Origin of the sequence: Synechococcus sp. A15-62 (assembly GCF_014280075.1) — a bacterium.
Lineage (GTDB): Bacteria > Cyanobacteriota > Cyanobacteriia > PCC-6307 > Cyanobiaceae > Parasynechococcus.
Genome location: NZ_CP047950.1, coordinates 1,819,004 through 1,831,007 on the forward strand (window position 1 = coordinate 1,819,004; position 12,004 = coordinate 1,831,007).

General features: G+C 54.8%; 15 protein-coding genes. 9 read left to right on the plus strand and 6 right to left on the minus strand.

From position 1 onward, the window contains the following. Window positions 1-65 precede the first annotated feature (65 nt). Complete coding sequence (locus SynA1562_RS10415) at window positions 66-512, plus strand: EVE domain-containing protein (RefSeq protein WP_186493807.1); 447 nt, start codon at window positions 66-68, stop codon at window positions 510-512. Continuing rightward, entirely contained in the window at window positions 496-1,224 is a 729-nt protein-coding gene (locus SynA1562_RS10420; protein WP_186493808.1) for a hypothetical protein, read from the plus strand. Before SynA1562_RS10415 ends, SynA1562_RS10420 begins: the two co-directional genes overlap by 17 nt. Here SynA1562_RS10420 and SynA1562_RS10425 read toward each other — a convergent pair. The 4 genes from SynA1562_RS10425 to SynA1562_RS10440 form a co-directional block, all read right to left on the minus strand. Next, complete coding sequence (locus tag SynA1562_RS10425) at window positions 1,176-1,421, minus strand: DUF2811 domain-containing protein (protein WP_006851681.1); 246 nt, start codon at window positions 1,419-1,421, stop codon at window positions 1,176-1,178. The two genes, SynA1562_RS10420 and SynA1562_RS10425, sit on opposite strands and share 49 nt — an antisense overlap. 313 nt (window positions 1,422-1,734) lie before the next feature. After that, window positions 1,735-2,106, minus strand: a complete 372-nt coding sequence (locus tag SynA1562_RS10430; protein ID WP_186493809.1) for a DUF1818 family protein — start codon at window positions 2,104-2,106, stop codon at window positions 1,735-1,737. A 10-nt stretch (window positions 2,107-2,116) separates the two neighbouring features. After that, window positions 2,117-2,344, minus strand: coding sequence for a DNA-directed RNA polymerase subunit omega (locus tag SynA1562_RS10435; protein WP_025362489.1), 228 nt, complete (start codon window positions 2,342-2,344; stop codon window positions 2,117-2,119). Between the two features lie 42 nt (window positions 2,345-2,386). After that, entirely contained in the window at window positions 2,387-2,671 is a 285-nt protein-coding gene (locus SynA1562_RS10440) for a hypothetical protein (RefSeq protein ID WP_006851813.1), read from the minus strand. A gap of 62 nt (window positions 2,672-2,733) precedes the next feature. On the opposite strand from SynA1562_RS10440, the gene SynA1562_RS10445 reads away from it, so the two are divergent. The 3 genes from SynA1562_RS10445 (at window position 2,734) to SynA1562_RS10455 (ending at window position 5,493) form a co-directional block, all read left to right on the plus strand. Beyond that, entirely contained in the window at window positions 2,734-4,308 is a 1,575-nt protein-coding gene (locus tag SynA1562_RS10445; RefSeq protein ID WP_186493810.1) for an Hsp70 family protein, read from the plus strand. Window positions 4,309-4,395: 87 nt separating this feature from the next. Next, complete coding sequence (locus tag SynA1562_RS10450) at window positions 4,396-5,241, plus strand: hypothetical protein (RefSeq protein ID WP_186493811.1); 846 nt, start codon at window positions 4,396-4,398, stop codon at window positions 5,239-5,241. 30 nt (window positions 5,242-5,271) lie between these two features. Next, complete coding sequence (locus SynA1562_RS10455) at window positions 5,272-5,493, plus strand: ferredoxin-thioredoxin reductase variable chain (RefSeq protein WP_186495406.1); 222 nt, start codon at window positions 5,272-5,274, stop codon at window positions 5,491-5,493. Here SynA1562_RS10455 and pyrR read toward each other — a convergent pair. Next, window positions 5,477-6,028 (minus strand): bifunctional pyr operon transcriptional regulator/uracil phosphoribosyltransferase PyrR, encoded by a 552-nt coding sequence (gene pyrR, locus SynA1562_RS10460; protein ID WP_186493812.1) that lies wholly within the window; start codon window positions 6,026-6,028, stop codon window positions 5,477-5,479. The two genes, SynA1562_RS10455 and pyrR, sit on opposite strands and share 17 nt — an antisense overlap. Window positions 6,029-6,136: 108 nt before the next feature. Here pyrR and gpmI point away from each other — a divergent pair, with 108 nt between their 5' ends. The 4 genes from gpmI (at window position 6,137) to SynA1562_RS10480 (ending at window position 11,604) form a co-directional block, all read left to right on the plus strand. Continuing rightward, entirely contained in the window at window positions 6,137-7,774 is a 1,638-nt protein-coding gene (gene gpmI / locus SynA1562_RS10465) for a 2,3-bisphosphoglycerate-independent phosphoglycerate mutase (protein WP_186493813.1), read from the plus strand. Then, window positions 7,774-8,004: a preprotein translocase subunit SecG gene (secG, locus tag SynA1562_RS10470; RefSeq protein ID WP_186493814.1), complete on the plus strand. Its 231-nt coding sequence runs from the start codon at window positions 7,774-7,776 to the stop codon at window positions 8,002-8,004. Before gpmI ends, secG begins: the two co-directional genes overlap by 1 nt. 769 nt (window positions 8,005-8,773) lie before the next feature. Continuing rightward, window positions 8,774-9,949: a hypothetical protein gene (locus tag SynA1562_RS10475; RefSeq protein WP_186493815.1), complete on the plus strand. Its 1,176-nt coding sequence runs from the start codon at window positions 8,774-8,776 to the stop codon at window positions 9,947-9,949. 233 nt (window positions 9,950-10,182) lie between these two features. Beyond that, window positions 10,183-11,604, plus strand: a complete 1,422-nt coding sequence (locus SynA1562_RS10480) for a hypothetical protein (RefSeq protein WP_255445647.1) — start codon at window positions 10,183-10,185, stop codon at window positions 11,602-11,604. Between the two features lie 35 nt (window positions 11,605-11,639). On the opposite strand, the gene SynA1562_RS10485 is transcribed toward SynA1562_RS10480, so the two are convergent. Continuing rightward, entirely contained in the window at window positions 11,640-11,990 is a 351-nt protein-coding gene (locus tag SynA1562_RS10485; protein ID WP_186493817.1) for a hypothetical protein, read from the minus strand. Window positions 11,991-12,004 lie beyond the last annotated feature (14 nt).

A 12,004-nucleotide genomic window follows, 5' to 3' on the forward strand; every position in this document is an offset into this window, starting at 1 on the left:
ATGCATCTGGGCCGAACGATCCGATGATGGTGTGAAACAAGCGTTGTGACGTGGCCTTCTGGTTGATGAAAAGCGAACCCGACGCCTACGGGATCGATGATCTGCGGCGCGAGGGCACCACGCTGTGGGACGGCATTCGCAACTACCAGGCCCGCAATTTCATGCGCAGCATGGAGGCTGGCGACCAGGCGTTTTTCTACCACTCCAATTGCAAACCACCCGGGATCATCGGGCTGATGGAAGTGACGGAGACCGGCCTGGTGGACCCCACTCAGTTTGACCCCTCGGCCAAGTACTACGACCCCAAGTCAAGCCCCGAGAAACCACGCTGGGACTGTGCACGCCTGCGATTCCTCGGCGAATTCGATGCCCTGCTCAGTCTCGACCAACTGAGGGAGCTCTACAGCGAAGAGCAGCTGCCTGTGATCAAACGCGGCAACAGGCTTTCGATCCTTCCAGTGCCCCCCGACACCGCCAACGACCTCCTTTCACGGCTTGGCCAGCTCCACTGAGATCCCACTGGTCACCCTGTTGCCGAGGGCCTGGATCGGCTTCAGCCGGGGGCCCTGGCGCTGTGTTGGCTTGGCGGCACTGGTGTTGATCAGTGCCAGTGGCCCTGCGGTGATCGGCCACGACCTACGCCTGGCGGGATCCCCATGGCTGAATCGACTGGGGGACCTCTCGGTGTTGATCAGCCTGGTGCTTCCGCTGCTGCCTCTCCTGGCCCTGCTGCAGCTGACGGATGGCCTGCTCCCCGATCGACGCGATGACCGCCCCCAGCAGAGCTGGAGACAGCTGCAGCGCCAGGCCTTCACCCTGGTGCTGCTGGAGCTGGTGCTGGTGCTGGGTGGCGTCGGATTGATTCAGTCGTTGAGCTGGGCGCTCGGACGCTGGAGCACAGCCTTGGCAGGCCTCAGCGTGCTGCTTGGGGGAGTGGTGCTGCTGAGCTGGCTGTTCAGCCAAACCCTGGCCCTGCCCCTGCTCGTGCACGAGCGCTGCCGAGCACTTCAGGCGATGGACCACAGCCGACAACTGGTGCACCGCAATGGGCTCAAGGTGCTGGCGCTGTTGGGAATGCTGATTGGCCTCAATCTTCTGGGGCTGATCGGTGCCACTCTTGGGCTGCTGCTCAGCCTCCCCTTCAGCGCCCTGGTGCTGATGGCCTGCTGCCGGCCTCAGACCCCATTGATCAGCGATTCCCGGCGGAACATGTTTCCGACGTAAACCCGGGTGATCTCCCGCGATGCCTGGCCGTTCTGCACCAGGAAACCGGCAAGCGCCGCCTGAACCAAACGGTATTGATCCCAGTTCGGATGCCCCTCGATGAACTGGGTCATGGCCTGCTGAAGGGGCTGCGGCACTTCCGATTGGAAACTCACAACACTGGTCTCAGCCGCGGCTTGCTCAAGGCCTTCCGGCATCTTTTCTCTTCGAAACGAACACTAGTTCTCCACACCACAGCGCCCCCGTCAAGGACCACCAACACAGGGCCATTCTCATGAATCTCCAGGCGAGACCCCTGCCAGAAAGCCACTTCTGCACTGCTCGCAGCGCCGGCCTAGGCGGAACTGCGCAGCCCGCCGCCATCGTCAAGCAAAAACAACAACAAACAGGGGATTTCCACAGAAACCCACCAAAGCGGCGTTAATGCCCTGCGGCCTGTGGAAAAACTGTGCAGAGCAGCGGGAAAAGGGCGGGGGAAATCAATGACTCAAAAACGATTAGCTGGATTAATCAATGCTGCGAGTCCCACAACGTTCTCAAGGCCGCAACGGCCGCCGCCGCCGCTGGGGCCGGCCACTCCCCCTCGGCCGCACGTCCCTGCAGCGGGGTGAGCAGGATGCGCAACTCCCATTGGTTGCGATCACCGCTCAAGCATCCCCACCACACGCCTCGATCCAGCTCCAGCTCGATCGACTCCTCGGGCATCAGTTGGTCAACCAGACCCCTGTGCTGCTGCTCCAGGGTTGCCACGAGATTCACCAGATCCCGCCACTCCGGCTCGGTCAACTCAAATGCCCAGCGCTCTCCTCCGATAAGAACGCAATATTCGCCGCGGGAGGGGTCGTGCGACACCCGCCAACCGTCCCCCTCCTGCTGGATCACAGCCGATGGATCAACCAGGCAGCAGATCGGGCTGGTCTTGCTCGTCGCTCAATTCCACGATGGCCCGCTGCACCGGCTTGACGCTGGACTCTTCCAGCAGACCGTCAAAGTCGTCGAAGCGCCGCTGTTTGGCCCGGAAGGCAATCCGCACCGTCGTCAGATAACGGTTGCTTGATTGACGAATCAAGCTTTCGCCACGTTTGGCGAGATCCTTGGAATCGACTCCGGCCGAAAGCACAGGCTTCTAAATCAAACAACTTGAGACTAAGCGGTGGCCGTCTCAGGCCAGCTGGTCGGTGTGAAAAGGCACGTGCATGGGGTAAGCACGCTGACGGGAGCCAGGAACCCGCAGAACGATCTGGCGCCCCATCCCCAAGGCCGCCAGGGGCAAGCGCAGATCAGCGACCAAACCACTCAATTCCTCGAGATGTGCATCATCGATGCACTCGATGCGGATGCTGCCCCAGCTGCGACGCATGCGACAGCTCCGCAGCGGCTCAAGCCTGTCCTGCAGTTCAGGATCTTCCCGGTAGAAGGAGAAGATCAGCTGTTGCAATCGATCCATCGCCGCCAGTCCCCCTAGTCTCATCCTGACTTCACCGTGCACTGAGCACGGTCAGAGATCGCGTGGGCGAAGAAAAGCTTCAGCATTCAGACCAACGGGGCGGAACTCTCGCCATCGATTTGGGCAGCACCACCACGGTGGTGGCTTATCAGGGGGCGACATCCACAACTGCCGATCTGCTGAACCTGCCCGCCATCTGCAGCCGGGCCGGTGAAATTCCCAGCCTGGTGTGGGAGGCATCGCAACGGCCCCTGATTGGCCGGCAGGTGCTCGAGTCAGGCCTCAATGACTCCGTGGACAGCCGTCTGCATCGCGACTTCAAGGGCCGCATCGGTCAAGCGGATGCCCCAGAACAGGAAGCAGCTCGCTGGGCTGGAGAACAGCTGATTCAACAGATCTGGAGCCGGCTCCCCAGCGATCTCCTGGTCGAGCGGCTGGTGTTGACCGCCCCGGTGGAGTGTTACCGGGCCTATCGCAGCTGGTTGCTGCAGGCCTGCACCACGCTGCCGGTGGCCGAGATCGCCCTGGTGGATGAACCCACAGCAGCCGCCATGGGTGCAGGGCTTCCCGCGGGTTCCACCCTGCTGGTGGTGGACCTGGGCGGAAGCACCCTGGATCTGGCCCTGGTGGCTCTGGAGGGAGGAGAAGGTCGTGCCGCACCGATCGCCCAACTGCTGCGGCTGGGGGGGCGCAGCCTGGGGGACAACAGCCGCCAGATGCTGCGCACAGCGAAGGTTCTCGGCAAGGCAGGGCTGCGCCTCGGAGGCCGAGACATTGATCGCTGGATTGTGGACCGCTGTTGCCCGGGTCAAGCCGCCAGCGCCCCCTTGCTCAATGCCGCCGAACGGCTCAAATGCCGGCTGAGCGACATCGCGTTGGCCGAACGCGAGCCCCTGATGGAGTTGGCGGTGGATGAGCAGGAGCATGTGCTCCGCCTGTCGCGCAGCGAACTCAACGCGCTTCTGCTGGAGCGAGGCTTCACAGACGCCCTCGAACAGTTGCTGGAAACCTGTCTCGCCGGCGGTCGCCGTAACAACTGCAGCCTTGAAGATCTCGAGGGCGTGGTGGCCGTCGGAGGCGGTGCCCAGCTGCCCCTCCTGCGCCAGTGGCTCCTCGAGCACACGGCGCCAGCGCCCTTGCTCACCCCACCACCGGTGGAAGCCGTGGCGCTGGGTGCGCTTCAACTCACGCCAGGGGTCGCCATTCAGGATGTGCTGCAACACGGCGTTTCCCTCCGCTTCTGGGATCAGCGCAGCAACAGCCACCGCTGGCATCCCCTCTTCGTGGCCGGTCAACCCTGGCCGAGCCAAGCCCCCCTGGAGCTCGTGCTGGCCGCCAGCCGGACCGGCCAACGCAGCTTGGAGCTGGTGCTGGGAGAGCCCATCCCCCAGGGGAGCCACAGCGTGGTCTTCATCGATGGTTTGCCAACGCTCCAGGAGCAGACCGCCGGGGAGATCTCCCACCAGCCCTGGCCAGGCACCGAGCTGGTGCTGCCCCTGGAGCCCGCCGGAGAACAGGGCGAAGACTGCCTGCGACTGCGCTGGAGCATTGATAAAGAAGCGCAGCTTCAGCTGGAAATCAACGATCTGCGCTCCGGACAGTCGTGGTCCCACCCAACGCTAGGGGCTGTCCTATAAGTCCATCCGATAAGACGTCCGTCCACAGGCCCTTGGAACGGGAGCTGTCACTCCATAAAACAGATCCAACGTTCAGTTCCACCCTTCGTGGCGGCACCGCGCCAACTGCTGCTACGGCTTTGGGGTGTTGGAACCCTGGGACTGGTGCTGGCGATTGCGACAGGTGCTTACTGGTGGGAACGACAACTGCCGGAGCGGCTCCAGAGCGCCCTCGACGCCAACGACTACGAGGCCTGCATCCGCACGAGTGAGCAACTCGCATCCCTGCGTTGGTTGGGCGAAGGAGCACCGGAAGAACAGGCCATCTGCCGCCAGAAGCACGCCGAATCTCTCTGGGACCAAGGCGATCAGATCGCTGCCCTCACGCTGCAGCAGCAATTGGTCGCCTCGGGCCATGGCGATCTCGCCCTCCATCGCAAGACCCTCGAACGTTGGCACCAAGCCCTGATGGATCAGGCGATTGCTCTGTTTCGTGAGGGAGACCTGCAGCAGGCACTCGAGTTGCTGGATCCCCTCAAAGGCCCCTCGCGCAGTTCGATCAGCCAACTCAGTGCAACGCTGAGGGAGATCTGGAACCGCAACCGGTTGGAACAGGGTCGGCTGGTCCAGCTGGTGGAGCAAGAACGTTGGTGGGAGGCCTTGGACAGCCTCAACAAACTCGACCATCCCTGGTGGCAAAAGCAGGCAAGCACCACCCGTCAACAGGTGGAGAACGCCATTCAGGCCCTCGACGAGGCCCAGCAACACCAGCAACATCCCGCGGTGCGTGCCGACGTGATCAGCGGTGACAAGCTGGATGCCGCCGTCAAGGAGCAGTTGCTCCAAGGCCAAGACCCCTGGACGGCCTTTTCCGTGGGCTGCAGTCACTTGGGCGGTCGCGTCGAAGAGGACGGACCTGAAAGTTTCTGTCGACGCTCGTCCCCAAGCCCGTGACAAGATGAACCCGTGGATGACTCAGGTGCGATGCAGGCGGGCGACAGGGTGACGGTGGAGGCATCCGTCGTTGTGTTCAACCATCCCGAACATCGGGGCAAAGCCTTTGATTTGAAAGGCCAGACCGGTGAGGTGGCGAACGTTCTCAATGATTGGAAGGGTCGGGTGATCAGCCCAACGCTGCCAGTAATCGTTGCCTTCGGCCGTTACAAGGCCCATTTCCGCGCCGACGAACTCAAGGCTGCCGACTGATTCGGCTGAGGAAAACCCCCTCCTCACCATCAACATCCCTCAGGCGGAGCTCGATGGTCTCGCTGCGTCGGGTGGCAACAACACGGCCACAGAAATCAGGCTGAATCGGAAGCTCCCGATGGCCTCGATCGACCATGGCCAACAGCATCACCCGTTGCGGCCGCCCCCAGCTCTGCATCGCTTCCAACGCGGCACGCACCGTGCGCCCCGTGAAGATCACATCGTCTACCAAGATCACCTGACGATCTTCAATGCTGGTGGGCAGAGTCGTGAGCTGGGGCAGACGGGTGCCGATGCGCTCCAAATCATCGCGATGGAACGTGGGATCAATGGACCCCTGGGAGATGGCATGGCCTGTCAACCGCTCCAATTCACGCGCCAACACCCTGGACAACTGAACACCACGGGTGGGAATCCCCAACAGCATCAATCGACGGCTGTCTTCGGCACTCTCCAGCACCTGCGACGCCAACCGCGCCAGGGTCAAACCAAGCTCACGCTCCGAAAGAATTTCGATCCGGTCAGGGTCGGCCATGGAGGGTTGAGCAGTGCAAGGGTGTGGGGATTGGGTGAAACTGCAGCTTGAGGGCTGGCGTAGCGTTAAGTTGATTCTGCAAGAGTCCTTAAGAACCGTCGGTCGCGGGTGAACGTGGGGAAAAGCATTACCAACGGTTCAGGACGCTCCGGAACAGTCGCACCGGTCGTTCTCGCCATTCTTGATGGCTGGGGTTACAGGAACGCAAGCGAGCACAACGCAATCCAGCAAGGCGGCACTCCGGTAATGGATGCCCTTTGGCATGCCTATCCACACACCTTGATTGAGGCCAGTGGCTCCCATGTGGGTCTGCCCGATCAACAGATGGGCAACTCTGAAGTGGGCCACCTGACCATCGGTGCAGGCCGCATCATCCGTCAGGAGTTGGTGCGAATCAGCGACACGGTGCGCAGCAATCAACTTGGCGAAACCCAAGCACTCAAGGAACTGGTGGAACGCACCCAGAAGCGGGGCGGGACCTTGCACCTGCTTGGCCTCTGCTCCGATGGGGGCGTTCATAGCCATGTGGATCATCTCTGTGGGCTGATCCAGTGGGCTGCGGACAGCGGCATCACCGATCTCGCCGTGCATGCCATCACCGATGGTCGCGACACACCCACTCAGAGCGCACCCGGATACATCAGCCAGGTGGAAGCAGCCTTGAGCCGAAGCGGCGTGGGCCAGCTCGCCAGCCTCTGTGGCCGGTACTGGGCCATGGACCGGGACCAGCGCTGGGAGCGAATCGAAAAGGCTTACAACCTCTACACCGATCCGAACTTCGCCATCGACAGCCGGACGGCAGACCAGGTGCTGACGGACAGCTATGCCGAAGAGATCACCGATGAATTCCTCGAACCGGTGCGGCTGCAGAACAGCGTCATCAAGGACGGCGATAGCGTTCTGGTGTTCAACTTCCGGCCCGATCGCGCCCGCCAGATTTTGCAGGCGCTCTGCCTTCCCGATTTCGAGGGGTTCGAACGCAGCCACACGCCTGAGTTGGATGTGGTCACCTTCACGCAGGTGGAACAGGACCTCCCCGTTCAAGTTGCCTTCCCTCCAGAACCACTCGACCAACTGTTGGGGCAGGTGGTTGCAGATGCTGGTCTGAAGCAATACCGCACTGCCGAAACGGAGAAGTATCCCCACGTCACGTACTTCATGAACGGTGGGATTGAACAGCCACTGACAGGAGAAGACCGTCACTTAGTGCCCTCGCCGAGGGTCGCCACCTATGACCTTTCACCAGCGATGTCGGCTGAGCAACTCACCGACAGCTGTATTTCGGCCATTGAAAAGGCGGAGTATTCGCTGATCGTGATCAATTACGCCAACCCCGACATGGTGGGCCACACCGGCGTGATGGATGCCGCCAAGGAGGCTATCCAAACCGTGGATGGTTGCATTGGCCGGTTGTTGGATGCGGTGGGACGTCAGGGCGGAACCATGCTGATCACAGCTGATCACGGCAATGCTGAGTTGATGAAGGGTCCAGACGGGCAAGCCTGGACAGCCCACACCACCAATCCTGTGCCTGCGATTCTGATCGAGGGAGAACGGCGCAAGCTGCCTGGCCATGGCAACTCGATCACGCTCCGCGATAACGGGGGGCTGGCCGATATCGCTCCGACCTTGCTGCAGATTCTCGACCTCCCGCAACCGACGGCCATGACCGGCGAAAGTCTGATTGCACCCATGTCCAATATGGACCCCACCCCCAAGACCGCTCGTCTTCCTCTTTCCGTCTGATGCTGACCTCAATCTTGTCCTGGAGCTGGATCGGTACCGGCCTTTTGTTGATCGTCTTGGTGCTCCTGCACAGCCCCAAGGGTGATGGCATGGGTGGCTTGGCCGCCAGCGGTAGCTCCATGTTCAGCAGCGCCAGCAGCGCCGAAGCAACGTTGAACCGGCTGACTTGGACCTGCCTTGCATTGTTTTTGTCTTTGGCCGTGATCTTGAGTGCTGGCTGGTTGAGCTGATTCATTCAGATCAACCAGCGACGATCTCAGCACGGCTTGCTTGCATACGTTAATTATTTATCAGACCATTAATAGCGGCGCGATCGAGCTAGTACGAGGTAGTTCTCACAAGCAGACAGATCCACTAAAACCCTCGAAACCCTCACAAATAGCCCGGGATCCTGCAGACCAGCCACGGTACCCATTCCAAGGCAGAAGGTAAAAGGCATATTGTAGCGCCATGAATTTCTATCAATTCGAATGATGATCCCAGATAGCTCATCGTGGTCTTCAATTACCTCACTCCTCCCTATAAAGTACCGCTAAAAACATCAAAATCCAAAGCTTAGAGACAATCTTTGACAACGCAATATCACAAGAACCCTTGTCCAAAGCGCGACCAAAAATCCCACACACTGATCCTGCCAGTTCCGGCTCTTAATAACCAATAATGAGCCAAAGAGAACACGAAAAAGGCTCTATAAAATCACTCCGGTTCAGCCAGCAAATCGAGCACTAGCCCCTAACCTTTCTCACAAAATGCTTATGCCACAAACAGCAAATCAAAATTGATCCTCACTTCCAGCACAAGAAGTAATAGGAAGACTTGCAACTTAGTCAATGCAAATCACAACCTCCATTCGACCAATCAGCCAGGACACGGTCTAAAATGAAATGCCATATTCACATTATTAGGTCGCAGGCAAAGACAAAGACCTGACACTCACACAAGCAGGAGAACGACAAGGCCGAAGCCAATGCTAAAGTCGCCCAAAAAGGATGGAGTGCAGTGAAAAAAATCAAACTTTTCCTGCACATTGGTCACGGAAAAACAGGAACTTCTGCAATTCAGTCAGCATTGGCAATTGCCTCAGAGAAGCTAGCCAAACGAGGCATCAGCTATCCCATCCAGCCATCTCTGCGAGATCGAGCTTCTCGACTTGAAATCACATCTGGCAATTGGCAGCCAAACCCGGAGATAAGCTTAAGCGATCAATTGCTAGAGATCGGAAAGAAGAATCAAAATTACTCAAAAATAGTCTTAAGCTCGGAATCACTTTTTTGGCTCATCCCAGATTTAATTCAAACAAAAAGCAATTGGGAAAATTTTATCGATTTACACATTATCCTTGCAGTAAGAGAGGTGGACGAGATGCTTTCTTCCGAGTACCAACAACGCGTAAAACGACATGGAGATTCTATGCCACTAGAACAATTCATAAGAGCAAGGCATTTCATCTCGTCACATCATGCCAAGGCCGCAGAAATTATTGACTTGATGTCTAAATCGAGTATCGCAAATACGATCATCAATTACTCAGCCCACAAACATGATATTACGCTGCAGGTATTTAAATCAATAGGAGCCGAAGATCTCTATCCTGCAGATAATATGAACGGAGCGATTATCAATAGAAGCCTAAGCAAGAAAGAACTTGAGATTCTAATCACCATCAATGCTCTGTACTACAGCAAATTTCCATTGATTAGCAAAAGAATTTCAGATGCATTGATTAAAAATCAACCACAGCTCAAAGCTCAGAAATGCAAGCTTAACCAGCAGCAGCTCGAGAAAGTCTACGACAAAAATAATATATACCTCAAAACCATTAATTCACGCCTGGAACCTAACGAAAAGTTGACCCTACCCTCAAGTTTCTGCCATGAAACTGCAGAAAAACTGTCATCAGAAGAAGTTGAAAAAATCCGCAACGAAGAATCCATATCTATGGCTCTTATTGGAGATACACTCCAACAATTTTTTGCCAAAAAGTCTCAGAAAAAACTCTCAAATGACACTGTTGATGCCATTATTAAATTAAGCCAATCTGGAAAAGTCTCGAAAACGACAGAAGTTGAGTTGCTAGAGGTCGCCAAGGAAAACCGACCACAAGGACAAAAACTAGCCAAGCTCCTAGAGCGCGCGCGAAAACAACTTTCCAAACAATCAGAAGAATTAAAATAGCATCAATACATTCAAATGAATCTTGTACCCCAATCCTCAAAGACGAGGCACTAAATTCTAAATTTCAAGCAAATATTTCTCAACAAAATATAGGCACAAATATTTTATCCAAATCCAAATCCAACAACTCCAAGCTTACATGAATAGCCCATGAACGCTTTGAACAAAACAAGCATTGAGCAAGCTGACGAAGAGAAGCCATGTATAGTCGTCGGGTGTGGAGAGCAGCACGAATGAATAAAAATTTGAGCCCTGAAAAACCAATGAAGTACAAATTTCATATTCCTTCTAAAAAACTTCCCGGCTCTCTTGCTCAAAAAATCTGCAGTCCACTATGGAAAAGCGTAATTAATTCAATTGAAACCGGCAATATTGAAACAGTTCAAGCATTAGTTAAATCAATCGACAAGCACCAAGAAGCGATTTGCTTACCTCATCCATTCCTAGAAAATTTAGATACTTTTATCACTAAAAATATGCGCCAAGGCATGTGTAACTTTATTTTCTTTAGCGATTCAAGCAACCAAAATCAATGGATTCTATGTCAATGCACATCATTTGTTGACGCAATTTTTACAGAATCATATGCAGGCAAACATAAGTCTTCTGTTAATGATGATGCAATTTTAAACGCAATTAGAAAACTTTTCAATGGCAAGAATAAGATTAGCTCGAGAAGGTATGGAACGAAAAAGGCAACATTTTCCGGCTACCTCGTTGATCAAAAAAGACCCTACCATCACTTCTACGATCAACTTAAATGGCTTGTATGGCTAGAGACTGACAAGCCAATCGTTAGCAACAATTCTTTTTTCATCCCTAGGCATTACAAGAAGCTCTCAGTAGCCCAAAAAAATAAGCCCACATTTTCCCTCTTTCCATTGGTCATCGGCTCGAATCAGCTGGGAATGAAGCTTGATCAATATTCCGAAAAAATGGAGAAAGTTGTCTACCTAGACAGCACCCAAGGCTGGCGCAACAACGTCATTCGGAGTCGATGGAATCAAGTGTTCAAACAAATCAGAAAAGTATTTAATAAAAGCAATACGCTCACTCTATGGTTTGGCATTTCTGGACAGAAGAGGATATGGATCGAACAAGAAGACTTTCTCCCAGCTTTTGTGCAACAACTAACGCCTTGGTTTGATTCATTTGTGTTTATGATTGATGGTTTTACCGAATACGAAAATTCAAATCATGCTCGTCTGAGTGGAAGCAAAGCAACCCCAGTCAATCAAGATCTTGAGGTTGTCGCTTCGATTAAGAAAAAATTATTACCTTTTTCAAATGTATCGGTCGTAAGTCTGGTAGGACAAACGTACCGAGAGAAAATACAACACTGTCAAGCTGTTGATTTCTTTATTGCCAATGCGGGTGCAGGCCAACTTGTTCCACATCGCTTCTGCAAAAAACCAGGGATTCTCCACTCCAATGAAAAACATTGCGTTTTTCCAACAGGAATTAACAATACTACCGTCAAAATAGTTGATAAATCTCTGGTCAAGGATGTAGGCAATTTATTTGCAAAAGGGACGCCAAACAAGAATCTGGGCGCTGGACTTATTAGCTATAGCATTAACAGCAAGATTGTTATTAACATGACCAAACAGATGCTAAATCTCGACGATGAAGCCATGTTGTCAGTCAATAAGTAAGCATTCATGACTTTCTTCTAAGTGCATTCATCAGACTAGGGGGCCTGCAAGCCTGATTTAAAAAAAGCAAGTTCCTTGTGAACGCGATCCAACTCATACAACGTTTTAGTCTCCTTTTTTTCAAGAATCTCAACGCGCTTCAATAGATCTTCCAACAACTTATTTTGCAGAGACTCAACCTGAACCTGCCTTTTCTGCACCCCTTTTGAGGGAACTCCTCCTGAACCGACTGCCGAAAGAATTCCTCCATCCGTTTCGACATACAGCAGCGCAAGACGCTCCAACACCTTGGAATAGGCCTTGTCCTGCTGTCGACAGAGATCCTTGAAACGCTTCAGCGTCTCAGGGGCAAACTGAGCAGCAAAAGCTCCGGGTCGCTGGGGCATTTGTCCCGACTTAA

Excerpts from the sequence above, each read along its gene's own strand:
- SynA1562_RS10455 (WP_186495406.1), top strand. The coding sequence starts at position 5,272 with ATGCAGGCGGGCGACAGGGTGACGGTGGAGGCATCCGTCGTTGTGTTC.
- SynA1562_RS10415 (WP_186493807.1), top strand. The coding sequence starts at position 66 with ATGAAAAGCGAACCCGACGCCTACGGGATCGATGATCTGCGGCGCGAG.
- SynA1562_RS10440 (WP_006851813.1), bottom strand. The coding sequence starts at position 2,671 with ATGGATCGATTGCAACAGCTGATCTTCTCCTTCTACCGGGAAGATCCT.
- secG (WP_186493814.1), top strand. The coding sequence starts at position 7,774 with ATGCTGACCTCAATCTTGTCCTGGAGCTGGATCGGTACCGGCCTTTTG.
- SynA1562_RS10485 (WP_186493817.1), bottom strand. The coding sequence starts at position 11,990 with ATGCCCCAGCGACCCGGAGCTTTTGCTGCTCAGTTTGCCCCTGAGACG.
- pyrR (WP_186493812.1), bottom strand. The coding sequence starts at position 6,028 with ATGGCCGACCCTGACCGGATCGAAATTCTTTCGGAGCGTGAGCTTGGT.
- SynA1562_RS10425 (WP_006851681.1), bottom strand. The coding sequence starts at position 1,421 with ATGCCGGAAGGCCTTGAGCAAGCCGCGGCTGAGACCAGTGTTGTGAGT.
- SynA1562_RS10480 (WP_255445647.1), top strand. The coding sequence starts at position 10,183 with ATGAATAAAAATTTGAGCCCTGAAAAACCAATGAAGTACAAATTTCAT.